This is a genomic window from Streptomyces sp. NPDC058045, assembly GCF_042885635.1.
In the GTDB taxonomy this organism is placed as follows: Bacteria; Actinomycetota; Actinomycetes; order Streptomycetales; family Streptomycetaceae; genus Streptomyces.
Genome location: NZ_JBHVRR010000028.1, coordinates 24,064 through 47,739 on the forward strand (window position 1 = coordinate 24,064; position 23,676 = coordinate 47,739).

General features: G+C 70.6%; 23 protein-coding genes, 1 pseudogene and 1 riboswitch. Of the genes and pseudogenes, 17 read left to right on the forward strand and 7 right to left on the reverse strand.

What is annotated here, in order from left to right:
• Nucleotides 1-221 precede the first annotated feature (221 nt).
• The 6 genes and pseudogenes from ACFVST_RS18310 to ACFVST_RS18335 all read left to right on the forward strand — a co-directional run bounded on the left by ACFVST_RS18310 (nt 222) and on the right by ACFVST_RS18335 (nt 5,084).
• Nucleotides 222-626 (forward strand): hypothetical protein, encoded by a 405-nt coding sequence (locus ACFVST_RS18310; RefSeq protein ID WP_390152578.1) that lies wholly within the window; start codon nt 222-224, stop codon nt 624-626.
• Nucleotides 627-882: 256 nt separating this feature from the next.
• Nucleotides 883-1,350, forward strand: a complete 468-nt coding sequence (locus ACFVST_RS18315; protein ID WP_390152716.1) for an SAV_6107 family HEPN domain-containing protein — start codon at nt 883-885, stop codon at nt 1,348-1,350.
• 165 nt (nt 1,351-1,515) lie between these two features.
• A pseudogene (locus ACFVST_RS18320) lies at nt 1,516-2,034 on the forward strand (ATP-binding protein); the annotation flags it as partial.
• The gene (dprA, locus tag ACFVST_RS18325; RefSeq protein WP_390152581.1) at nt 2,031-3,185 is read left to right on the forward strand and encodes a DNA-processing protein DprA; all 1,155 of its coding nucleotides are present in this window, start codon (nt 2,031-2,033) and stop codon (nt 3,183-3,185) included. The pseudogene ACFVST_RS18320 and the gene dprA, both read left to right, overlap by 4 nt.
• A gap of 297 nt (nt 3,186-3,482) precedes the next feature.
• Nucleotides 3,483-4,316, forward strand: a complete 834-nt coding sequence (gene whiG / locus ACFVST_RS18330; RefSeq protein ID WP_390152583.1) for an RNA polymerase sigma factor WhiG — start codon at nt 3,483-3,485, stop codon at nt 4,314-4,316.
• Between the two features lie 186 nt (nt 4,317-4,502).
• Nucleotides 4,503-5,084: a TetR/AcrR family transcriptional regulator gene (locus tag ACFVST_RS18335; RefSeq protein WP_390152586.1), complete on the forward strand. Its 582-nt coding sequence runs from the start codon at nt 4,503-4,505 to the stop codon at nt 5,082-5,084.
• Nucleotides 5,085-5,410: 326 nt separating this feature from the next.
• Here the strand turns inward: ACFVST_RS18335 and ACFVST_RS18340 are convergent, their stop codons facing one another.
• Nucleotides 5,411-5,998 (reverse strand): M23 family metallopeptidase, encoded by a 588-nt coding sequence (locus ACFVST_RS18340; RefSeq protein ID WP_390152589.1) that lies wholly within the window; start codon nt 5,996-5,998, stop codon nt 5,411-5,413.
• A 562-nt stretch (nt 5,999-6,560) separates the two neighbouring features.
• Here ACFVST_RS18340 and rpsB point away from each other — a divergent pair.
• From rpsB to ACFVST_RS18385, 9 genes are all read left to right on the forward strand, one after another.
• Nucleotides 6,561-7,475, forward strand: a complete 915-nt coding sequence (gene rpsB, locus ACFVST_RS18345; RefSeq protein ID WP_390152591.1) for a 30S ribosomal protein S2 — start codon at nt 6,561-6,563, stop codon at nt 7,473-7,475.
• A gap of 133 nt (nt 7,476-7,608) precedes the next feature.
• Nucleotides 7,609-8,445: a translation elongation factor Ts gene (gene tsf, locus ACFVST_RS18350; RefSeq protein WP_390152594.1), complete on the forward strand. Its 837-nt coding sequence runs from the start codon at nt 7,609-7,611 to the stop codon at nt 8,443-8,445.
• 184 nt (nt 8,446-8,629) lie between these two features.
• A complete protein-coding gene (gene pyrH, locus ACFVST_RS18355) occupies nt 8,630-9,394 on the forward strand; it encodes a UMP kinase (protein WP_390152596.1) in 765 nt (254 codons plus the stop codon).
• Between the two features lie 143 nt (nt 9,395-9,537).
• Nucleotides 9,538-10,095 (forward strand): ribosome recycling factor, encoded by a 558-nt coding sequence (frr, locus tag ACFVST_RS18360; protein ID WP_390152599.1) that lies wholly within the window; start codon nt 9,538-9,540, stop codon nt 10,093-10,095.
• Nucleotides 10,095-11,243: a phosphatidate cytidylyltransferase gene (locus ACFVST_RS18365; RefSeq protein WP_390152602.1), complete on the forward strand. Its 1,149-nt coding sequence runs from the start codon at nt 10,095-10,097 to the stop codon at nt 11,241-11,243. Before frr ends, ACFVST_RS18365 begins: the two co-directional genes overlap by 1 nt.
• A 155-nt stretch (nt 11,244-11,398) precedes the next feature.
• A complete protein-coding gene (gene rlmN, locus ACFVST_RS18370; RefSeq protein WP_390152605.1) occupies nt 11,399-12,505 on the forward strand; it encodes a 23S rRNA (adenine(2503)-C(2))-methyltransferase RlmN in 1,107 nt (368 codons plus the stop codon).
• A 124-nt stretch (nt 12,506-12,629) separates the two neighbouring features.
• A riboswitch (TPP riboswitch) is annotated at nt 12,630-12,750 on the forward strand.
• A gap of 173 nt (nt 12,751-12,923) precedes the next feature.
• Nucleotides 12,924-13,952 (forward strand): thiamine ABC transporter substrate binding subunit, encoded by a 1,029-nt coding sequence (locus tag ACFVST_RS18375; protein WP_390152608.1) that lies wholly within the window; start codon nt 12,924-12,926, stop codon nt 13,950-13,952.
• Nucleotides 13,928-15,700, forward strand: a complete 1,773-nt coding sequence (locus ACFVST_RS18380; protein WP_390152611.1) for an ABC transporter permease — start codon at nt 13,928-13,930, stop codon at nt 15,698-15,700. Before ACFVST_RS18375 ends, ACFVST_RS18380 begins: the two co-directional genes overlap by 25 nt.
• Nucleotides 15,701-16,726 (forward strand): ABC transporter ATP-binding protein, encoded by a 1,026-nt coding sequence (locus tag ACFVST_RS18385; protein ID WP_390152614.1) that lies wholly within the window; start codon nt 15,701-15,703, stop codon nt 16,724-16,726.
• Nucleotides 16,727-16,740: 14 nt separating this feature from the next.
• Here ACFVST_RS18385 and ACFVST_RS18390 read toward each other — a convergent pair whose 3' ends face one another.
• The 6 genes from ACFVST_RS18390 to ACFVST_RS18415 form a co-directional block, all read right to left on the reverse strand.
• Entirely contained in the window at nt 16,741-17,913 is a 1,173-nt protein-coding gene (locus ACFVST_RS18390; protein WP_390152617.1) for an LOG family protein, read from the reverse strand.
• Between the two features lie 114 nt (nt 17,914-18,027).
• Nucleotides 18,028-18,435 (reverse strand): VOC family protein, encoded by a 408-nt coding sequence (locus ACFVST_RS18395; RefSeq protein WP_390152620.1) that lies wholly within the window; start codon nt 18,433-18,435, stop codon nt 18,028-18,030.
• Between the two features lie 142 nt (nt 18,436-18,577).
• The gene (locus ACFVST_RS18400; protein ID WP_390152622.1) at nt 18,578-19,744 is read right to left on the reverse strand and encodes a hypothetical protein; all 1,167 of its coding nucleotides are present in this window, start codon (nt 19,742-19,744) and stop codon (nt 18,578-18,580) included.
• Nucleotides 19,726-20,463 (reverse strand): ABC transporter ATP-binding protein, encoded by a 738-nt coding sequence (locus ACFVST_RS18405; protein WP_390152625.1) that lies wholly within the window; start codon nt 20,461-20,463, stop codon nt 19,726-19,728. The genes ACFVST_RS18400 and ACFVST_RS18405 overlap by 19 nt, the downstream gene beginning before the upstream one ends.
• 280 nt (nt 20,464-20,743) lie before the next feature.
• Entirely contained in the window at nt 20,744-20,884 is a 141-nt protein-coding gene (locus ACFVST_RS18410; protein WP_390152627.1) for a hypothetical protein, read from the reverse strand.
• Nucleotides 20,881-21,408 (reverse strand): Lrp/AsnC family transcriptional regulator, encoded by a 528-nt coding sequence (locus ACFVST_RS18415; RefSeq protein WP_390152630.1) that lies wholly within the window; start codon nt 21,406-21,408, stop codon nt 20,881-20,883. Before ACFVST_RS18415 ends, ACFVST_RS18410 begins: the two co-directional genes overlap by 4 nt.
• Nucleotides 21,409-21,569: 161 nt before the next feature.
• On the opposite strand from ACFVST_RS18415, the gene ACFVST_RS18420 reads away from it, so the two are divergent.
• Nucleotides 21,570-23,009: a gamma-aminobutyraldehyde dehydrogenase gene (locus tag ACFVST_RS18420; RefSeq protein WP_390152633.1), complete on the forward strand. Its 1,440-nt coding sequence runs from the start codon at nt 21,570-21,572 to the stop codon at nt 23,007-23,009.
• A gap of 98 nt (nt 23,010-23,107) precedes the next feature.
• A complete protein-coding gene (locus ACFVST_RS18425) occupies nt 23,108-23,665 on the forward strand; it encodes an HXXEE domain-containing protein (protein WP_390152636.1) in 558 nt (185 codons plus the stop codon).
• The last annotated feature ends 11 nt before the right edge of the window (nt 23,666-23,676 follow it).

The following is a 23,676-nucleotide window of genomic DNA, read 5'->3' on the forward strand; positions in this document are numbered from 1 at the left end:
ATGCCCCGCGAGGGCTCTCCCCCGTTCACCGCCGGGCCGTGCCCAGCGGACAGGTCGCTGCGGTCGCACACTCGGTTCGCGGCGCATCCCCGTCGCTTCTCGGACAGTTCCACACCGCGTTCTATCGGCAGCGTGTCGTGGCCTGTCATTCTGAGCGGTCGTCAATGGGGCATCTAGACGCGGATGCCCAGGGCTTAGACCGCAGAGGAGTGATGGCCAGGATGCCGGTGGTGGAGGCGTGCCTATGGGGCCTCTTGGGCGCAGCCTTGATCGAGGGGCTGGATCTCTACACAGCCATCCACTCCACTGACGGTTGGCCGTGGAAGAAGAAGGGGCAGCCAGCCTTCGCGCCGTACGTGGCAGCCCTGGTGATCAGACTCGGTGTGGGCACGGGCCTGACGGCCGCGTTCGCAGCCTCCCAGCAAGTCGCTGGGGCGCTCGCAGCAGTTACCGTCGGCATCGCGGCCCCCAAGATCCTGCAGCAACTGGCCAAGCAGGGCCTTGCCCACCAAGCTATTGAAGCTCCTCCCACTGCGGCGCCGCAGATAGCCCAGGGGCAGGGAGCCGGAGCTCAGCCAGCTGGCTCCAGCCCGGATCAACAAGGAGGACAGGTCGGTGCGCTCTGACTCGTTCACTGCCCAGGTGCTCGGAAACCTCGCGCATACATTGCCTCCGTTCTCAACAGGAGAAGCACAGGCTCCTGCGCGCTCATCCGAATCGGGTGTCAGCCCATTCCGTTCCTGGCTGCTGCACGCTCTGGCGTTTGCGCCGATGAGCGACGACACCTCTCAGCGGGATGAAATGCGTGTCTCTCCGCGGGACGCTGGCAGACCGGCCATGGCGCACGCCCGGACAGCACGCCGCAAGAACCCGTCACCCACGATGAAGAAGTCCCCGAGACAGGGAGCCGCCCCCCCGCCAGCAGCCGCGGACCTGCTTGCCTCGGCCCGCCGTGGCCTAGAGACGGCACATGACCTGGACGGCCCTCTCCAGCAGTACGCAGCGATCCATCTTGCGGCTCTGCGGGCTGCAGCCGCCGTGCTGGATGTCAAGCGACGACCGGAACACCGACTCGGACGCCGTGCACGCATCCGGAGCACATGGGACCTGCTGCCCGAGGTCGCTCCTGAGTTTGCCGAGTTCGCCGCGTACTTCGACAAAACCACGATCAAGAGGATCCGCGCCGAGGCAGGCATCATCGGCGCCGTCGACATCCACGAGCTCGAAGACGTGCGCCATATGACCACGCTGTTCATGCGCAAGGTGGAGGCACTCGACGACGTCAAGAACGCCACCACGGCACAGAAGGGCAGCGGAGACGGTGCAGCCACCATGCGCCGCACCAGCTGAGCGACACCGTTAGATGGTCACTGCAGGCTGTAGCTACGAAGAGTGACATTCGAAGAGAGACTAGACAAGGAAGACCCGCCCCGGTGGACCGGAGCGGGTTTTCCTCACTCAGGGGCTGCGGGCTCCAAGAGTGGACAACGGACAGGGATGAACGACCCCCATAACCTCGCCGCCAACCCCTGCCCCTGCGGCCGCTTCAGCCCCCAACACACCACCTGCGACTGCACCCCCGCCGCCATCCGCCGCTACCAAGCCCGCCTCTCCGGGCCCCTCCTCGACCGAGTCGACCTCCGCGTCGACGTCCAACGAGTCACCCGCGCCGAACTCGCCGCCACCGCAACCCCCGGCGAATCCAGCCACACCGTCGCCACCCGCGTCCAACAAGCCCGCGAACGCGCCCACGCCCGATACACCCACACCCCCTGGCACACCAATGCCGCCATCCCCGGACACGAACTCCGCACCCGCTGGCACCCCACCCCCGGCGCCATACACCAAGCCGAACGCGCCCTGGAACGCGGCTTCCTCACCGCCCGAGGCATCGACCGAGTCCTCCGCGTCGCCTGGACCGTCGCCGACCTCGCCGGACACGACCGCCCCAACACCGACGACGTCGCCCTCGCCCTCCAACTCCGCACCGGCATCCCCCAAGGCATCCCCCTCACCACCGGAGCCCCCGCATGACCGGCGCCAACGACACCGAACGCCATGCCCGCGCCGCCCTCACCCGCATCATCGAACCGGGCGACACCACCGGCGGCCGCTGGCTCCGCGAACACGGCCCCACCACCACACTCCACCGCCTCACCACCCCAGGCCCACCCCTCCCCGGCGTCACCCCCAAACGCTGGGCCGGCCTCCGCGCCCGCGCCGCCCACACCAACCCCGACCACGACCTCGCCACCGCCCACCACGCCGGCGCCCGCTTCCTCTGCCCCGGCGACCAGGAATGGCCCACCCAACTCGACGACCTCGGCGACGCCCGCCCCACCGGACTGTGGGTCCGCGGCACCCCCGACCTACGCACCTGGGCCCTCCACTCCGTCGCCGTCGTAGGCGCCCGCGCCTGCACCGAATACGGCGCCCACACCGCGGCCCGCATCACCGCCCAACTCGCCGAAGAAGGCTGGGTGGTCGTCTCCGGCGGCGCCTACGGCATCGACGCCGCAGCCCACCGCGGCACCCTCGCCGTACACGGCGCCACCATCGCCGTCCTCGCCGGCGGAATCGACCACGCATATCCCCGCGGCCACACCCACCTCCTGCAACGCATCGCAGAACAAGGCCTCCTCATCGCCGAACTCCCACCCGGAGACCACCCCACCGCCAGCCGCTTCATCCAACGCAACCGAGTCATCGCCGCCCTCACCCGCGGCACCCTCGTCATCGAAGCCGCCCACCGCAGCGGCGCCCTCGCCACCGCACGCACCGCCCAACGCCTCGGCCGCCACACCATGGGCACCCCAGGCCCCCTCACCAGCGCACAATCAGCCGGCGTGCATGAACTCCTCCGCGGCGAAGCCACCCTCGTCACCGACGCCGACGACGTCATCGAACTCGTCGGCACCATCGGCACCCTCGCCCCCCGACGAGAAGGCCCCCTCCTACCCCGCGACACCCTCCCACCCACCACCAGCGACGTCCTCAACGCCCTCCCCGCCCACGGCACCGCCCACCCCCACGACATCGCCCGCCACGCCCGCACCACCCCCGACGACGCAATCGCCCACCTATACGAACTCCACTCACTGGGGTTCGTAGAACGCAACGGCGACACCTGGCAACTGGCACGCCACCACCCGCCCCACCCCGCAACCCCCGCCCCACAGCCCTGACCCACCAAGCTGCGCCGTACGGATGAAACCCCGAATTCCTTGGAAACCAACCCAGTTGAGAACCCAGCCAAGATCACAAAACGCCATCCGTATGCCCCTGAGGAGCGGCCAGCGGAACGTATCTGCGCATACCGGATCACCCGCCCTTAGCGCACTGCAACCATGCAGTCACGCTACGCTCACAAAGATTCCGGCACACAGACCCCGACATTCACTCCCCGACAGCCGGAAACCGGACCGGCGCACACCGTCCCCGGCCCCCAACCCCGCACACGGCAGAACGGCTCAAGGCGACGAATGCCCCAGCACACCTCCGGGTCTGACCAGGCGGCCATTCCCCCCGCCCACGGCAGCGTGCGCCCACCCGCCCCCACCACCCTCGAAGAGCTGTGGCGAACCTACAAAACAACCGGCGACGAACGACTCCGCGAACAACTCATCCTGCACTACTCGCCCCTCGTCAAATACGTCGCCGGCCGCGTCAGCGTCGGCCTGCCCCCCAACGTCGAACAAGCCGACTTCGTCTCCTCCGGAGTCTTCGGCCTCATCGACGCCATCGAAAAATTCGACCTCGACCGCGCCATCAAATTCGAGACCTACGCCATCACCCGCATCCGCGGCGCCATGATCGACGAACTACGCGCCCTGGACTGGATCCCCCGCTCCGTACGCCAAAAAGCACGCAACGTCGAACGCGCCTACGCCACCCTCGAAGCCCACCTCCGGCGCACCCCCACCGAGAGCGAAGTCGCCACCGAAATGGGCATCACCCTCGACGACCTGCACTCCGTCTTCAGCCAACTCTCCCTCGCCAACGTCGTCGCCCTCGAAGAACTCCTCCACGCCGGCGGCGACAGCGGCGACCGCCTCAGCCTCATGGACACCCTCGAGGACACCGCCGCCGACAACCCCGTAGAAGTCGCCGAAGACCGCGAACTCCGCCGCTTCCTCGCCCGAGCCATCAACACCCTGCCCGAACGCGAAAAAACCGTCGTCACCCTCTACTACTACGAAGGCCTCACCCTCGCCGAGATCGGCAACGTCCTCGGCGTCACCGAAAGCCGCGTCAGCCAGATCCACACCAAATCCGTGCTCCAACTACGAGCCAAACTCGCCAGCTTCGGCCGCTGACCGATCCCGCTCAGCGATCCGGGCTCGCCATCGCGCCCGTTGAACGCCGACCGGCCACTCCACCCGGCCCGCGCCCGCCACGAGGTCCAAGACCTTGCCGGCCCCTGGCGCCCGCGACGCTCCCGATCCGCAGACGCCGCCGCATTGACCTCCCGCCGAGCCGCACCACTCCGTAAAGTAGACGGGATGCCAAGGATTCGAGCGGCCTCAGTAGCCGAGCACCGGACAATGCAACGCGCTGCCCTCCTGGACGCCGCACGATCACTCCTGTCCGAAGGCGGCACGGAAGCCCTCACCTTCCCCGCCCTCGCCGAACGCACCGGCCTCGCACGCTCCTCCGTCTACGAGTACTTCCGCTCCCGCGCCGCCGTCGTAGAAGAACTCTGTGCCGTCGACTTCCCCGTATGGGCCGCCGAAGTCGAAGCCGCCATGGAGCAGGTCACCAGCCCCGAGAGCAAGATCGAGGCCTACGTCCGCAGCCAACTCGCACTCGTCGGCGACCGGCGTCACCGCGCCGTCGTCGCCATCTCCGCCAGCGAGCTCGACTCGGGCGCCCGCGAAAAGATCCGCGCCGCCCACGGTGGCCTCATCGCCATGATCGTCCAAGCCCTCGAAGCCCTCGACCACCCGCAGCCCCGCCTCGCCGCCATGCTTCTCCAAGGCATCGTCGACACCGCGGTCCGCCGCATCGAACTCGGCGCCGCGGAAGACCCCGAAGTCATCACAGACACCGCGGTCCACACGGCATTGCACGGCCTCAGCGTCTAGGGGCCCGCCCCCTCCCCCCGCCCCTCCCTCCCCCCTCCGGCCCCTCCCTCCACCTCCTCCTGCCTCCCGCCCCGTTCCTCGCGCGCCTGTGTATCCATGCGCGCGCTCACCGCTCTGCGTCGGTCCGCGCATCGGACCGTGGCGTTTGCTTCCGGTGTCACTTCAGTCCACGGCGTCGCCTCAGCCCACCTCCGTGCTTCCGTCGGCATCCTGCGTCTAACCCCAGCCCACCCCGCCCGCCCCAGCCCGCAGGCCGCCCCAACGCCCCTACACAGAGCCGCAGTTGAAGCTCCACCTCGCCCCCTCCGCTCCACCTCTCCGCCCCGTCAGCCCCGCCCACCCCGTTGGCTGAGTGCTGTCCCCGAGCCGGGGCCGGGCATCCGTCTCTCGACGGCCCCAGGGCCCCCGGAGGCGGGCGCACCGGGGAGCGGTAGGAGTCGGGGGTGGCCCGGGTTGAGGAGCCAAGGGGGGAGCAGGGTAAGTGGGTTGACGTAAGTGAGGCCGCGGCGGGCGCCCCAGTGGAGGCAGGGGCCTGGGCAGTGGCCGGTGCCGGGGTCGAGGGTGGCGATCTGTTGGCCGGCGGTGACCAGGTCGCCTTTGTGGACGGTCGGATGGACGGGCTGGTAGGTGGTGTGGACGGGTGGGTCCCCGGTGTGGTCGAGGGTGACGGTGACGACGCCGTGGCCTGCGACTTGTCCGGCGTAGGTGATGTGTCCCGCGGCGATGGCGAGGACCGGGGTGTCGGTGGGGGCGGTGAGGTCGATGCCGCGGTGGCCGGGGCCGTAGGGGGTGGTCGGTGGGTCCCAGCCGCGGGTGATGTGCGGTGGTGCGGCGAGGGGCCAGGTGCGTGCGACGGGTGGCCCGCTGCCGTTGAGGTCACCGTTGTCGCCACTGCCTCTGCTTCCCCTGACCACATCGATATGTCTACTGGTGAGAGTGGTGGCGGCTGGTGGGGGTTGGGGGTCTGGGGGCTTGGTGGTGATGGTCGCTGTGGTGAGGGTCGCGGTGGTGAGGAGGGTTGCGGTTGCTGTGGTGCCGTATCGATGGAGGCGGCCTCGTCCGGTGCCTTGGGGAGGTTGTTGATCTCGGCTGATAGATGGCTGCGTGTGCTCATGAGGTAGCCGTCCGTGGTTGTTGATGGGTGTGGGGTTGCTCGGTTGCTGCATGGGTGCAGCTTGGTGGATGGGGGTGGCGCTGTGGTGGGGGTCGGGTGGATCTGTGGATAACGGGCTGGTTGTGGATAACGGCGTCACTCGGTGGTGCGGGGTTCGTTGCCCGTGGTCTCCGGGGTGTGTCCGGGTCCCGTACACTTCTGGTGGCGACCCGGGTCACCGGGTCGACTTCGCACGCCTCGACATTCGCCTTCTTGAGGGCGGTGTCCGCGCTCCTCGGTCCTTTGCGGCACAGCGCGCCGGGGCGTCAGGCGCAACCGCCGTCCGGTGGGAGCGACAACCGAGAACCAAGGAGAACACGGCCATGGCCGTCGTCACGATGCGGGAGCTGCTGGAGAGCGGCGTCCACTTCGGTCACCAGACCCGTCGTTGGAATCCGAAGATGAAGCGCTTCATCTTCACGGAGCGCAACGGCATCTACATCATCGACCTGCTCCAGTCGCTGTCGTACATCGACCGCGCCTACGAGTTCGTCAAGGAGACCGTCGCCCACGGCGGCACGGTCATGTTCGTCGGCACGAAGAAGCAGGCGCAGGAGGCGATCGCCGAGCAGGCGACCCGCGTCGGGATGCCGTATGTCAACCAGCGTTGGCTGGGCGGTATGCTCACCAACTTCTCGACGGTCTACAAGCGGCTGCAGCGCCTGAAGGAGCTGGAGCAGATCGACTTCGAGGATGTGGCCGCGTCGGGCCTCACCAAGAAGGAGCTGCTCGTCCTCTCGCGTGAGAAGGCGAAGCTGGAGAAGACCCTCGGTGGTATCCGCGAGATGTCCAAGGTGCCGAGCGCCGTGTGGATCGTGGACACCAAGAAGGAGCACATCGCCGTCGGCGAGGCCCGGAAGCTGAACATCCCGGTCGTCGCCATCCTGGACACCAACTGCGACCCGGACGAGGTCGACTACAAGATTCCGGGCAACGACGACGCGATCCGTTCGGTCACCCTGCTGACCCGGGTGATCGCCGACGCCGTCGCCGAGGGTCTGATCGCCCGTTCCGGTGCCGCGTCCGGTGACCAGAAGCCGGGTGAGAAGGCTTCGGGTGAGCCGCTCGCCGAGTGGGAGCGCGACCTGCTCGAAGGTGAGAAGAAGGCCGACGAGTCCGGTGAGAAGCCGGCCGAGGCGGCCGCTCCCGCCGAGGCCGCTGCCGATGAGGTGCCGGCCGCTGCCGAGGCTCCGGCCGCCGAGGCGGAGAAGCCCGCCGAGGGCGAGCAGCAGGCCTGATCTCAGTTCGGGTGCTGAGGTGAGCAGGGGCGGTGGCACCGCCACCGCCCCTGCTCGTCAGCCCGAGGGTCCGCTGGGTGTCCGCCCTGTGTGATCCCCGACCTTCCAGACTTCGAGAAAGATTCTCAGACTCATGGCGAACTACACCGCCGCCGACGTCAAGAAGCTCCGCGAGCTCACCGGCGCCGGCATGATGGACTGCAAGAAGGCGCTGGACGAGGCCGACGGCAGTGTCGACAAGGCTGTCGAGCTGCTCCGCGTCAAGGGCCAGAAGGGCGTCGCCAAGCGCGAGGGCCGCTCCGCCGAGAACGGCGCGGTGGTCTCCCTCATCGCGGACGACAACACCTCGGGTGTGCTGGTCGAGCTGAAGTGCGAGACGGACTTCGTCGCCAAGGGCGAGAAGTTCCAGGCCGTGGCGCAGTCGCTGGCCGAGCACGTCGCCAAGACCTCGCCGGCCGACCTGGAGGCGCTGCTGGCGTCCGAGATCGAGCCCGGCAAGACGGTGCAGGCGTTCGTGGACGAGGCGAACGCGAACCTGGGCGAGAAGATCGTCCTGGACCGTTTCGCGCAGTTCTCCGGCGGCTACGTCGCGGCGTACATGCACCGCACGATGCCGGACCTGCCGCCGCAGATCGGTGTCCTGGTCGAGTTCGACAAGGCGGACGCCGAGGTGGCGAAGGGTGTGGCGCAGCACATCGCCGCGTTCGCGCCGAAGTACCTGTCGCGTGAGGACGTGCCGGCCGACGTGGTCGAGGCGGAGCGCCGGGTCGCCGAGGAGACCACGCGCAACGAGGGCAAGCCGGAGGCCGCCCTGCCGAAGATCGTCGAGGGTCGCCTCAACGGCTTCTTCAAGGACGCCACCCTGCTGGGCCAGCCGTACGCGCTGGACAACAAGAAGTCCGTCCAGAAGGTTCTGGACGAGGCTGGTGTCACCCTGAAGCGCTTCTCGCGCATCAAGGTCGGCATCTGAGTCCGTACCGCGACCGAGTCCCGGCCCGCTAGGGTCGACCCAGTCGCCCGCGTCGGCCTGTGCCGTGCGCGGCGGACGAACGCAGATCTGACGAGGAGGCCATTGCCGCGTATGGGATGCAGGAACACCCCGCCGGCAGTGGCCTTCTTCGTATGTGTGCCGAGCAAGAAGAGGCGAGAACTCCATGAGCACCAAGGCCGACAAGGGTGAGACCAGCGACGGCAAAGTCGCGGGGCGCTTTCTGCTGAAGCTGTCCGGTGAAGCGTTCGCCGGCGGTGGGCAGTTGGGTGTGGATCCCGACGTGGTACATGCCATCGCCCGGGAGATCGCGGCTGTGGTGCGGGACGGTGCGCAGATCGCCGTCGTGATCGGCGGCGGCAACTTCTTCCGTGGTGCCGAGTTGCAGCAGCGCGGTATGGACCGGGCGCGTTCCGACTACATGGGGATGCTCGGCACGGTGATGAACTGCCTGGCTCTTCAGGACTTCCTGGAGAAGGAGGGCATCGATTCGCGGGTGCAGACCGCGATCACCATGGGCCAGGTCGCGGAGCCGTACATTCCGTTGCGTGCGGTGCGGCATCTGGAGAAGGGCCGTGTGGTCATCTTCGGTGCCGGTATGGGGATGCCGTACTTCTCCACGGACACGACGGCCGCGCAGCGTGCCCTGGAGATCGGTGCCGAGGCGCTGCTCATGGGGAAGAACGGCGTGGACGGGGTGTACGACTCCGATCCCAAGACCAATCCGGACGCGGTGAAGTTCGACGCGCTGGGCTACGGCGAGGTCATCACCCAGGATCTGAAGGTCGCCGACATGACGGCGATCACCCTGTGCCGGGACAACCAACTCTCCATCCTGGTGTTCGAGTTGCTCACCGAGGGCAATATCGCAAGGGCCGTCAAGGGTGAGAAGATCGGCACGCTCGTCGGCGACGAGGGCACCCGGGACTGACCGCCCGGCCGAGGCCGCCCAGGGCACCCCGAGAGGGGATGGACAAAGTCCTGCCGGAGGGACACCGTGCAGGGAAGAGACGCGACGCAGCCGGCCGCCCGCCAGTGGATGCCGGGCCCACTCACGACACGCAGGAGCAAGTGGTGATCGAAGAGACCCTCCTCGAAGCCGAGGAGAAGATGGAGAAGGCCGTCGTGGTCGCCAAGGAGGACTTCGCCGCGATCCGCACGGGCCGTGCGCACCCGGCGATGTTCAACAAGATCGTGGCCGACTACTACGGCGCGATGACGCCGATCAACCAACTGGCCTCGTTCTCGGTGCCGGAGCCGCGGATGGCGGTGGTGACCCCGTTCGACAAGAGCGCGCTGCGCAACATCGAGCAGGCGATCCGCGACTCCGATCTGGGCGTCAACCCGAGCAACGACGGCCACATCATCCGGGTGGTGTTCCCCGAGCTGACCGAGGAGCGCCGCAAGGAGTTCATCAAGGTCGCCAAGACCAAGAGCGAGGACGCGAAGATCTCGATCCGCTCGGTGCGCCGCAAGGCGAAGGAGGCCATCGACAAGCTGATCAAGGACGGCGAGGTCGGCGAGGACGAGGGGCGCCGCGCGGAGAAGGAGCTCGACGACACCACCGCGAAGTACGTCGCCCAGGTGGACGAGCTGCTCAAGCACAAGGAATCCGAGCTGCTTGAGGTCTGATGAACGACTCTTCCCGGGGGGCGCCACCTCCGGCCGGGTACACCGGCCCGTGGCTCCCGCCCGATCAAGGGCATTCCCCGGGGGCGGCGGGCACGGCCCCTGCGTACGATGCGCAGGACCCGTACGGCGCCCGGTCCGGGTGGCCCGCCGGGTCCGCCGGTGGGACGCAGCCGCTGCCGGTGATACCCGCCGACCCGGCCGGTGCGGTTCCCGAGGACCATGCGGGGACACGTCGGCTGGGCGGCCCCCTGTTCCGTGACGAGCCGCCGTCTACGCCGAATCCGCAGGAGCCCATGGACAGCGCCCCACCGCCCTCCCCGGCGCCGCAGAAGAAGAGCGCGGGCCGTGATCTGGGTGCCGCGATAGGTGTCGGCCTGGGGCTCGGCGCGGTGATCCTCGCTTCGCTGTTCGTGGTGAAGGCCGTGTTCGTCGCGGTGATCGTGGCCGCGGTGGTGATGGGGCTGTGGGAGCTGACCTCGCGGCTGCGGGAGCGGCAGGGCGTGGACGCGCCGCTGGTTCCGCTGGTGATCGGCGGTGCGGCGATGGTCGTGGCCGGTTACGCGCGGGGCGCCGAGGGTGCGTGGGTGGCGATGGCGCTGACCGCGCTGGCCGTCCTGGTGTGGCGGATGACGGGCCCGGCCGAGGGCTATCTGAAGGACGTCACGGCGGGTGTGTTCGCCGCGTTCTATGTGCCGTTCCTGGCGACGTTCGTGGCGCTGCTGCTGGCGGCGGGGGACGGCCCGTGGCGGGTGCTGACGTTCCTCGTCCTGACGGTGGTGAGCGATACCGGTGCCTACGCGGTGGGCTGGCGTTTCGGGCGGCACAAGCTGGCGCCGCGGATCAGCCCCGGCAAGACGCGGGAGGGCCTGGCGGGTGCGGTGTCGTTCGCCATGGTGGCGGGCGCGCTGTGTATGCAGTTCCTGATCGATGACGGGGTCTGGTGGCAGGGGCTGCTGCTGGGGCTCGTGGTGGCTGTCAGCGCCACGCTCGGTGACCTGGGCGAGTCGATGATCAAGCGGGATCTCGGCATCAAGGACATGGGGACGCTGCTGCCGGGCCACGGCGGGATCATGGACCGCCTGGACTCGCTGCTGCCGACGGCCCCCGTGGCCTGGCTGCTGCTGGCGGGCTTCGTCGGAACGACGTGAGCGCCTGAGCTTCCGCCGGGAGTGTTTTCCGGGGCCCGCTGCCTTTGGGTGGCGGGCCCTTCGGTGTGCCGGGGCGGTGCCGTGGAGGGGGCCGGGGGTGGTTATCCACAGGGTGGCGAGGGGGCTTCGCGGGGTCTGCGACACTGGTACGCATCATGCCTGCACCCGGAGAACTGACCTTCGTAGCACCGCGCGGCGCCAAGAAGCCGCCGCGGCACCTCGCCGATCTGACGCCCGCCGAGCGCAAGGAGGCGGTGGCCGCGGCCGGCCAGAAGCCGTTCCGCGCCAAGCAGCTCTCGCAGCACTACTTCGCCCGTTTCGCGCACGACCCGCAGGAGTGGACGGACATTCCGGCGGCGGCCCGCGAGCCGCTGCGGGAGGCACTGCTGCCGGACCTGATGTCCGTGGTGCGGCACATCAGTTGCGACGACGACACGACCCGTAAGACGCTGTGGCGGCTCTTCGACGGGACGCTGGTCGAGTCCGTCCTGATGCGGTATCCGGACCGGGTCACCATGTGCATCTCCTCCCAGGCCGGCTGTGGGATGAACTGCCCGTTCTGCGCCACCGGCCAGGCCGGGCTGGACCGCAACCTGTCCACCGCCGAGATCGTGCACCAGATCGTCGACGGGATGCGGGCGCTTCGGGACGGGGAGATCCCCGGCGGCCCGGCCCGCCTGTCGAACATCGTGTTCATGGGCATGGGGGAGCCGCTCGCCAACTACAAGCGGGTGGTGGGCTCGATCCGCCGGCTCACCGATCCCGCGCCGGACGGCCTCGGCCTGTCGCAGCGCGGCATCACGGTGTCCACGGTCGGCCTGGTGCCCGCCATCCACCGGTTCGCCGACGAGGGCTTCAGCTGCCGTCTCGCCGTGTCGCTGCACGCCCCGGACGACGAGTTGCGCGACACCCTCGTCCCGGTCAACACCCGGTGGAAGGTACGGGAGGTCCTCGACGCGGCCTGGGAGTACGCCGCCAAGTCGGGCCGCCGTATATCGATCGAGTACGCGTTGATCCGCGACATCAACGACCAGGCGTGGCGCGGTGATCGGCTGGGGCGGCTGCTGAAGGGGAAGCGGGTGCACGTCAATCTGATCCCGCTGAATCCGACTCCCGGTTCGAAGTGGACGGCGTCCCGCCCCGAGGCGGAGAAGGCGTTCGTGGACGCCATCGCCGCCCATGGAGTGCCGGTCACCATCCGCGACACCCGAGGCCAGGAGATCGACGGCGCGTGCGGTCAACTCGCCGCCACCGAACGCTGATCCGCCCGGCACCCTCCTAGTGAAACGGACCGCGCCGGTCTCACCTGGAGGAGCCCGGCGGACCACTGCGCACCCCGGGGCCGGCCCGCTCGGCGGTACCGGTACGATGAGGCCCGTACATCTGCATATCCGACAGGGGAGCGCCACAGCGCTGAGAGTGCGGCAGCCGGCCAGAGCCGGTGGGTCGCAGACCCTCTGAACCTCGCCCGGGTCATTCCGGGTAGGAAGTTCGGTCACTACTCCGGCTGTTGCGCCCTGCTGCCGTCCTTTCCGAGGACCGCGGCAGGGCCGCGTCTCTTCCTGGCCACCCCCAGGAGGACATTCAGTGAGCGTCACAGGGAAGAACCCCGCCGGTCGCCGGCGGGCCGTGCGAAGAGTGTCGGCCGTCGCGCTCGCCGCCGGTCTCGGGACGGGAGCGTTGAGCGCGTGCTCCGACTCCGGCGGCAGCGGCACCTCGTCCGGCGGCAGCAAGACCGTCACCCTCGTCAGCCACGACTCGTTCGCCGCGTCCAAGGGCGTACTGAAGGAATTCGAGAAGGAATCCGGGTACAAGCTGCGGATCCTCAAGGACGGGGACGCCGGGCAGGCCGTCAACAAGGCGCTGCTCACCAAGGGAAACCCGCAGGGCGATGTGTTCTTCGGTGTCGACAACACGCTGCTGTCCCGCGCCCTCGACGGAGGGCTGTTCCAGCCGTACCGGGCGAAGGGCGCCGGGCAGGTGCGGCCCGAGTACCGCGTCGACGGCGGCAAGGACCGGGTGACGCCCGTGGACAGCGGCAGCATCTGCGTCAACTACGACAAGAAGTACTTCGCCGACCGCAAGCTGGCCCCGCCGAAGACCTACGACGACCTGGTCAAGCCCGCCTACCGCAATCTGCTCGTCACGGAGAACGCCGCCGGCTCCTCCCCGGGCCTCGGCTTCCTCCTGGGCACCGCCGCCCACTACGGCGACAACGGCTGGCAGGACTACTGGAAGAAGCTCAAGGCGAACGGCGTGAAGGTGGTCGACGGCTGGAGCCAGGCCTACGACGAGGAGTTCTCCGGCTCCGCCGGCGGCAAGAAGGCCGGCGGCGACCGCCCCCTCGTAGTGTCGTACGCGTCCTCGCCGCCCGCCGAGGCGATCTACTCCGACCCGCAGCCCAAGACCGCACCCACCGGTGTCGCCACCGGCACCTGCTTCCGGCAGACCGAGTACGCCGGCCTCCTCAGCAACGCGAAGAACCCCGAGGGCGGCAAGGCGTTCCTCGACTTCCTGCTGTCGAAGCGGTTCCAGCAGGACATGCCGCTGAACATGTTCGTGGACCCGGTGGCGGCGAACGCGACACCGCCCGCGGACTACACCCGGTACGCGGTCACCGTGCCCCACCCGGCGACCATGGCGCCGGGGAAGATCGCCGACCGGCGTGACGACTGGGTCAAGTCGTGGACCTCGATCGTCCTGAAGTAGCCGACGCCGCCGAGCAGACCGCCGGCCCGGGCCCCCGCAAGGACCCAGGCCGCGGCCACCCGGCCCATCCCCGGCAGTCCCGCATCCGGCGCCCGTGGTCCGGTGCGGTGCGCTCGGCCGCCGTCCGGCTCGGGCTGCTGGCGCTGCCCGCCGCGTTCTTCGCGGTGTTCTTCGCCTACCCCGTCGCCGCCATCGTCGGCCGCGGCCTGCACGACGGCGGGCGCTGGCACCCCGCGCGCCTCGGCGAGGTCCTCACCCAGCCCGACATCCGGCATGTGCTGTGGTTCACCACCTGGCAGGCCTGCGCCTCCACCGCGCTCACCCTGCTGATCGCACTGCCCGCCGCCTATGTCTTCGCCCGCCTCGACTTCCCCGGCAAACGCCTCCTGCGGGCCGTCATCACCGTGCCGTTCGTCCTGCCCACCGTCGTCGTCGGCACCGCGTTCCTCGCCCTCCTCGGCCGCGGCGGACTCCTCGACACCCTGTGGGGCGTACGCCTCGACACCACCGTGTGGGCCATCCTCCTGGCGCATGTCTTCTTCAACTACGCCGTCGTGGTCCGCACCGTCGGCGGACTCTGGGCCCAACTCGACCCGCGGCAGGAGGAAGCCGCCCGCACCCTCGGCGCCTCCCGCCTCGGCGCGTTCCGGCAGGTGACCCTGCCCGCGCTGGGGCCCGCGGTGGCCGCCGCCGCGCTCATGGTGTTCCTGTTCACGTTCACCTCCTTCGGAGTGGTGCAGATCCTCGGCGGGCCCGGATTCTCCACCCTCGAAGTGGAGATCTACCGGCAGACCGCGCAGATCTTCGACCTGCCGACGGCCGCCGTGCTCAGCCTCATCCAGTTCGCCGCCGTCGCCGCCGTACTCGCCGTACACGCCTGGACGGTGCGGCGCCGTGAGAGCACCCTGCGCCTGGTCGACGCCGCCCGCACCGCACGCCCACCGCGCGGCGCCGCCCAACGCACCCTGCTCGGCGTGGTCCTCACCACCGTGCTGCTTCTGCTGCTGCTTCCGCTCGCCGTCCTCGTGGAACGCTCCCTGGACACCCCCGGCGGCCATGGCTTCGGCTACTACCGGGCCCTCACCTCCGCCGACGGCGGCACCTTCCTCGTCGCACCCCTCACCGCCGTCGCCACCTCCTTCGGCTACGCCCTAGCCGCCACCGCCCTCGCCGTCGTCATCGGCTCCCTCGCCGCGACCGCCCTCGCCCACCGCGCCGGCCGCCTCACCCGCACCTTCGACGCACTGCTGATGCTGCCGCTCGGGGTGTCCGCGGTCACCGTCGGCTTCGGATTCCTCATCGCCCTGGACGAACCGCCGCTCGACCTCAGAGAGTCCTGGCTGCTGGTGCCGCTCGCCCAGGCCCTCGTCGGCGTGCCGTTCGTGGTGCGCACCATGCTGCCCGTACTGCGGGCCGTCGACCCGCGGCTGCGGGAGGCCGCCGCCGTCCTCGGCGCGGCACCGCTCCAGGTGTGGCGGGAGGTGGACTGGCCGATGGCGCGGCGCGCCCTGCTGATCTCCGCGGGCTTCGCCTGCGCGGTGTCCCTCGGCGAGTTCGGCGCCACCGTCTTCCTCGCCCGCCCCGACCGCCCCACCCTGCCGGTGGCCGTCGCCCGCCTCCTGGGCCGCGCCGGCGACCTCAACTACGGGCAGGCGATGGCCCTTTCCGTGATCCTCATGGCGGTGTGCGCCCTGACGCTGCTCGCCCTCGAACACGCCAGGACCGCCGAACACACCGGGGAGTTCTAGATGCAACTTCAACTCGACGGCGCCACCGTACGGTTCGGCGGGCGGACTGCGCTCGACTCGGTCGGCCTGGACGTCGCCGAACGGGAGATCGTGTGCGTGCTGGGGCCCAGCGGCAGCGGAAAGTCGACCCTGCTGCGGGCCGTCGCCGGACTCCAGGAACTCGACGGCGGCCGCGTCCTGCTGGCCGGACGCGACCAGCACGGCGTCCCCGCCCACCGGCGCGGCATCGGCCTCATGTTCCAGGACCACCAGCTCTTCCCGCAGCGCGACGTCGGCGCCAATGTCGCGTTCGGACTGCGGATGCACCAGGTGCCGCGCGCCGAACGCCGGGGCCGCGTCGCGGAACTCCTCACCACCGTCGGACTGCCCGGCGCCGAACACCGCCCCGTGGCCACCCTCTCCGGTGGCGAGCAGCAGCGCGTCGCCCTCGCCCGCGCCCTCGCCCCGCAGCCCGCCCTGCTGATGCTGGACGAGCCCCTCGGCCAACTCGACCGCACTCTGAGGGAACGCCTGGTGGTCGAACTCCGCGGCATCTTCGACCGGTTGGGCACCACCGTGCTCGCCGTCACCCACGACCAGGGCGAGGCCTTCGCGCTCGCCGACCGGGTCGTGGTGATGCGCGACGGGCACATCGCCCAGACCGGCACCCCGCTCGACGTGTGGCAGCGGCCCGCGGACGGGTTCGTCGCCCGCTTCCTCGGCTTCGACAACGTGGTACCCGCCACCGTCACCGGCACCGCCGCCGACACCCCCTGGGGCAAACTGCCCGTCCCCGACGGCAGCCCCCAAGGCGAGCGCACCGTACTGGTCCGGCCCGCCGGGGTGCGGCTCACCGGCGGCGGGGACGGTCTGTCCTGCACCGTCGAGTCCCGCACCTTCCGCGGCACCCATGTCAGCGTCCGGCTGCGGCCCGACGACCCGTCCGCACCCCCGCTGGAAGCGGCCTGCACCCTGCGGGACGCCCCCGCCCCCGGCGCCACCCTCGGCGCCCTCTTCACCGCCGACGAGATCACCGTTCTGGACTGAACCCGGGCCGCGGCCTAGGGAGTTGGCTCCTCTTCCCTGCGTTCGGACAGTTCGGCGAGGGCCGCGGGGGCTTCGTCGACCGAGTCGACCAGGGCGATCCGGGCGGCCATCGGGCGGCCTCGGGCCAGGGCTTGCAGCAGCGGCCAGGCCGGCAGGTCCTCCGTCCAGTGGATGCGGCCCACCAGCACCATCGGCGTGGGCGCACCGCGCGAGGAGTAGAAGTTGGGCGTGGCGTTGTCGAAGATCTCCTGCACCGTGCCAGCGGCGCCCGGCAGGAACACCACCCCCGCCGTGGAACGCGCCAACAACCCGTCCTCCCGCAGTGCGTTGGCGAAGTACTTCGCAATCCGGGAGGCGAAGGCGTTCGGCGGCTCATGCCCGTAGAACCAGGTGGGAATCCCCACCGAGGGACCGCCGCCCGGCAGCCGGTCGCGGACCTCGAAGGCTGCCGCCGCCCAGTCGGTCACCGACGGCCTGAACGACGGCGCCTTCGCCAGCAGCGCCAGCGCCTCACCGAGCGCCGCGGCGGGCAACGGGGCCGTGTACGCACCCAGGTTGGCCGCCTCCATGGCGCCGGGACCGCCGCCGGTGGCCACCGTCAGACCCGAGGCGGCCAGGGTCCGGCCCAGGCGGGCGGCACCCGCGTAGGCGTCCGTGCCGCGGTCCATGGCGTGACCGCCCATGACGCCCACCACCCGGCGCCCCGCGAGGAGTTCGGCCAGCGCGTCCGAGACCGAGTCGTCGTGCACCGACCGCAGCAGCGAGGTGAACACGTCACCGTCGTCCTTGGTGCGCTGGTACCACTCATAGGTCCGGGCATCCGGCGTCCCCGCATACCCCTCGCCCCGGCCGAGCCCGGCGAACAACTCCTGCGGGCTGTAGAGCCGCCCCCGGTACGGGTCGAACGGCAGCCCCGGCACCGGCGGAAAGACCAGGGCGCCCGCGGCCCGTACCGCCGTGGCGGCCCGGGGCTCCATCGGGCAGCCCAGGAAGACGGCGCCACCGGTGTCCGCGGCGAGCAGGCTCTCGGTACGCCCCCGCAGGTCCACCGACCGCATCCGGTGCCTGGCGAGCGAACCGCCCCGCGCCAGCACGGCGTCGAACTCCCCGAGCGAGCCGACCTCCCGATCGGTGTACGGGGTACGCGGATCGGGGCGGCCGCCGGGGCCGGGATCACTGGTCTGCATCCGCCACATGCTAGGCCGCGCACCCCCCTCGGGCGACGCCCCGTGCAAACTGCCAGCCCCGGTCAACCGGCCTGCGTAACCAGCCCGTTGGCCACTCCGCCCCCTGGCGGGGCATCAGCCCTGGACGGCCGCCGGGTCCATCCACATGACCTCCCAGCTGTGCCCGTCGAGGTCGTCGAAGGAGCGGCCGTACATATAGCCGTGGTCCTGGACGTCGTCGTTGGCGGTGCCACCGGCGGCGACGGCGGCATCGACCAGGCTGTCCACCTTCTCGCGGCTCTCCGCGCTAAGGCAGAGCAGCACCTCGGAGGTGGTGGTGGCGTCGGCGATCCGCTTCTTGGTGAAGTCCTGGTAGCGCCGCTTCGACAGCAGCATGGCGATGATGGTGTCGCTGATCACGACACAGGCGCAATCGTCGGTGCTGAACTGCGGGTTGATCGAGTAACCCAGCTCCGTGAAGAACTTCCGGGACGCGGCGACATCGTCCACCGCCAGGTTCACAAAGATCATCTGCTGGTACATCGCTGACTCCCTCTCGGGCGCCGCCGCGGAGGCGGGCCGGTACGTGCGGTCTCTGATGGTTGGACCCGCACCGGGCGAAAAAGTCATCGCGATCCCGGAAGAATTTTCCGGAACCGCGATGACGACCGCCGCCGCCCGTCGTTCAGTTGGTCAGCGGCAGTGCGGCCAACTTGGCGATCAGCCAGGTCAGCGGGAGGAACAGCACCAGTAGCGCCCCGGAGCGCAGCGCCACCGCGCCCCGCAGCGCGCCGGGCGGGGCACCCAGGCGCAGCAGCGCGGCCTTGGTGCCGGCCCGGGACTGGCGGGCCTCGACCGCCGCGACCAGCAGGGTGGCCAGGGCGCAGCCCGCCACCAGCAGCATCCCGAGCGTCGTCATCGGCGCCGGTCCAGGACTCCCGCCGCCCCGCAGGCTGAGCGCCGCGTACACCCCGGACGCCACCGCGCACAGCACCCCGAGCGGGCGGCCGATACGGCGGGACTCCTGCTGGAGGATGCGCCCCGCGAGCAGCCTCAGCCCGCCCGGCCGTACCGCGCTCAGCAGCCGGCCGCAGTGGTGGGTGAGCGCCGGGCCCGCCACGGCCAGGCCGACGGCGGTCAGCGCCCAGCCGACGAGGACGCCGAGCGAACCGGCGGCCAGTCCCCCGGGGAGCGGCAGCCGGCCGGACCGCGCCCCGCCGCGCCCCGCCCACGCCTCCACCGCGAGACCGGCCGCGAGCAGCGCCATGCCCCACGGCAGGCCGGTCGGCACCCGGGCCGGCGCGGGCGGGCGGTCCGGGTCGCCGTCGTCGGCCGGGCGCTCGGGCCGGGGGCGCAGGGCGAGTGCCCCGGCCGCGGAGGCGGTGACGGGCACCACGGCGAGGAGGGTGGCGACGGCGGCCGCGGGCAGCGGCCGCCCGGCGGCGAGAAGGTCGGCGGCGGCCCCGTCGAAGGGGAGCCCGGTGTGCACGCCGCGCAGATACAGGAAGGCGAGCGCGGCCAGCAGCGAACCCAGCGAGCAGGCCGCGGCGGTGGCGAACGTCGACACCAGCATCAGCCGCCCCGGCCCGAGGCCCACCGCGGACAGCCCGGCCCTGGGCCGCGTCGCGGGATCGGTACGGGCCACGGCCACCGCGAGATAGACGGTGGCGGCCAGGGGCGCCACGCACCAGGCGAGGCGGAGCAGGGCGGGACCGGAGGAGTCGGGGTGGCCGAGGGCATAGCCGAGGGTGCACAGCAGCAGGAAGCCGGTGCCGGCGGAGGCGGTGGCGACGAGGGCCCGGCGCAGGTGCACGCCGGGCCTGGCGCGGCGGGTCAGACGGAGAGCGAGCACGCGGCCCGGCCTTCCGAGTCGGGCCCGGCGGGCAGCGGCACGGTGGTGACGCGGCGGCCGTCGAGAATGGAGAGGGTGCGGTCGGCGAGGGCGGCGGTGTCCGGGTCGGAGGTGGCGAGGACCACGGTGATGCCGTGCGAGCGGGCCGCGGTGGTGAGAGTCCGCAGCACATGGATGCGGTCGGCGCGGTGCAGGGGCGCGGTGGGCTCGTCGGCGAAGATCACGGCGGGGTGGGAGACCAGGGCGCGGGCGATCGCGACGCGCTGGCGTTCGGGATGCCGCAGGGCGTGCGGGCGGCGGCGGGCCGCGGCTCCGATGTCGAGGCGCTCCAGCCAGTCCAGCGCGGCGGCCTTGGCGGCGCGGTGCCGGGTGCCGGTCAGCAGCAGCGGCAGGGCGGCGTTCTCCCAGGCGGTCAGTTCGGGGACGAGCCCCGGGGCGGGGTCGATCCAGCCGAAGCGGTCTCGGCGGAGGCGTTCTCTGGCGAGGGCGCCCATGGTGTGCAGCGGGGTGCTGTTGAACCACACTTCGCCTTCGTCGGCGAGGAGTTGGCCGGAGAGGCATTGCAGAAGGGTCGTCTTGCCGCTGCCGCGGGGGCCGTTGACGGCGAGGATCTCACCGTCGCGGACGCCGAGGGAGATCCCGGCGAGGGCGGGGGAGCCCTGCCGGGTGTGGCGCAGGGCGCGCGCCCAGAGCACGTCGTTGTCCGGCGGGGCAACCATGGGGAACACCACTCTTCCGCTCCGAGACGATGATTCCGCCGCTAGTACGCCCTAGGGCGGGGTTCCCCCCGAAACGGCGTGAACGTAACACGGTGTGCTGGTGTGTTCGGGGAGGGCAAAGACCCGGCCGCACTCGTTCGGACCAGGTCGGACGGGGTGCGGGGAACAAACGCGGATGGGCCGGACTCACCCGAAAGGGCGAGATCTGGCCCGAGGGCGTGAGGGATGCGGCCGGGCCGGTGTCTCAGTGACAGGTACGGCTTCAGGAGGGGATATGCGGTCAGAGCTTGGTCCGGGCTTCGGCGGGGACGGTGCGGAGGATGTGGGAGATCAGCGGTGGGGAGAGCTGGGCGACGGGGTCGCCGCGGTCGTCGCCGACGATCGGGAGGTCGCAGGCGCAGCGGCTGAGGTCCTCGCTCACTGCTGTCGGGTTCCCCGCATGTGGGTCTGCTTCTTGAGTTTCAGGCAGACGAAGCTCTCGGTGGAGCGCACCCCGGGCAGGGCACGGATGCGGCGGTTGACGACCTCCAGGAGATGCTCGTCGTCCTCGCAGACCACCTCGGCCAGCAGGTCGAAGGAGCCCGCGGTCATCACCACGTACTCGGCCTCCGGCAGGGCGGTGAGGGCTTCGGCGACCGGTTCCGGATCGCCGTCGACGTTGATGCCGACCATGGCCTGGCGGTGGAAGCCCACGGTGAGCGGGTCGGTCACCGCGACGATCCGCATCACGCCCTGGTCGTGGAGCTTCTGCACCCGCTGTCGTACGGCTGCCTCGGACAGGCCGACGGCCTTGCCGATGGCGGCGTACGGACGGCGGCCGTCCTCCTGTAACTGCTCGATGATGGCGAGGGAGACGGCGTCCAGTGGGGGGTTGCCGTTCCGGTTCCTCGCGTCACGGGACTCGCCGGGGTCTGCGCTACGACTGGCCACGGCCCCACTGTGCACCAGGACTCAGTTGTTCCGCAATTCATCCGCGACGGAATTCGTTGCAAGGAGTTTCGATGGCGACGAAATCCGCACCACCTCGGCCGTCGGCCATGTTGAAAACGTCGCTGAACGGGCTAGGGTGGATGTCTCACCCACCGGACACCCACAGGAGGGCCCCAGTGACCACCGAGCTGCGTCGGCTGCGCAATTACATCGACGGTGAGTTCCGGGACGCCGCGGACGGGCGCACCAGCGAGGTCGTCAACCCCGCCACCGGCGAGGCCTACGCGAGTGCACCGCTCTCCGGCCAGGCGGACGTCGACGCGGCCATGGCGGCCGCCGCCGCCGCGTTCCCCGCCTGGCGGGACCTGATCCCCGCCGAGCGGCAGAAGGCGCTGCTGAAGATCGCGGACGCCTTCGAGGAGCGGGCCGAGGAACTCATCGCGGCCGAGGTCGAGAACACCGGCAAGCCCATCGGTCTCACCCGCACCGAAGAGATCCCGCCGATGGTCGATCAGATCCGCTTCTTCGCGGGCGCCGCGCGCATGTTGGAGGGCCGGGCCGCAGGGGAGTACATGGAGGGCCTCACCTCCATCGTGCGCCGCGAGCCGATCGGCGTCTGCGCCCAGGTCGCGCCGTGGAACTACCCGATGATGATGGGGGTCTGGAAGTTCGCCCCGGCGCTCGCCGCGGGCAACACCGTCGTCCTCAAGCCGTCCGACACCACGCCCGCGTCCACCGTGCTGATGGCCGAGATCATCGGCTCCATCGTGCCCAAGGGCGTCTTCAACGTCATCACCGGCGACCGTGACACCGGCCGCCTGATGGTCGAGCACCCCACCCCGGCGATGGCCTCGATCACCGGCTCGGTCCGGGCCGGTATGCAGGTCGCCGAGTCCGCCTCCCGGGACCTCAAGCGCGTCCACCTCGAACTCGGCGGCAAGGCGCCCGTGGTCGTCTTCGAGGACACCGACATCCCCAAGGCCGTCGAGGACATCTCCGTCGCCGGCTTCTTCAACGCCGGCCAGGACTGCACCGCGGCCACCCGGGTCCTCGTCCACGAGTCCATCCACGACTCCTTCGTCAGCGCCCTCGCCAAGGCCGCCGCCGAGACCAGGACCGGGATGCCCGACGACGAGGACGTCCTCTACGGGCCGCTCAACAACCCCGACCAACTGGCCAGGGTCGAGGGCTTCATCAACCGGCTCCCGGCCCACGCCAAGGTCGAGGCCGGCGGCCAACGGGTCGGCGACAAGGGCTACTTCTACGCGCCGACCGTGGTCTCCGGACTCAAGCAGGACGACGAGATCATCCAGAACGAGGTCTTCGGCCCGGTCATCACCGTCCAGTCCTTCACCGACGAGGCCCAGGCCGTCGACTACGCCAACGGCATCGAGTACGCGCTCGCCTCCTCGGTGTGGACCAAGGACCACGCCCGCGCCATGCGGCTGTCCAAGGCGCTGGACTTCGGCTGTGTGTGGATCAACACCCACATCCCGCTGGTCGCGGAGATGCCGCACGGCGGCTTCAAGAAGTCCGGCTACGGCAAGGACCTCTCCGCCTACGGCTTCGACGACTACACCCGCATCAAGCACGTCATGACCTCCATCGACGGCTGACACACCCGGGCTGACGCACCCGGAACGAACGAACGCGGGGCGGGCAGCGGACTTCCGGTCCGTTGCCCGCCCCGCGCCCGGTCGCCAGGATGTACCGCATGACCGCGCACCGCTCCGCCGACGCCACCACCGCCGTGACGCCCGCCGTCACCCTCGGACTGCTCGCCGCCTGGGCGCTGCACGACGCGGAGGAGGTCGCCCTCGGACCCCGCTGGCTCAAGCGTCATCTGCCCGAACTCCGCGCCCGCTTCCCGCAGTTGCCGGACCGGGTGTGGCGGGCGATGGAGCGTGTCGACCAGGGTGAGTTCGCCACCGCGGTGGCCTTCGTGGGCGGGGTGGTCGCCGCGGCGGCCACCGCCGGACACCTCACCGGCGGCCGGTCCGCCCTCTACCAGAGCGCCCTCGACGGCTTCGGGCTGCACGGCCTCGTCCACCTCGCCCAGGCCGCCGCCGTCCGCGGCTACACCCCCGGCTCGGCCACCTCACCGCTGCTCGTCATCCCGTTCACCGTCTGGGCCCGCCACCGGCTCCACCGCGCCGGAGTACTGCGCCCCACCCGCGCCCGGGACGCCGTACTCGCGCTCGTCGCGGCCGGTGCCGTCACCACCGGCGCCCACCTCGCCGCCCACCGCCTCGCCACCCGGCACCGGCGGTGAGCGGCGGCCGG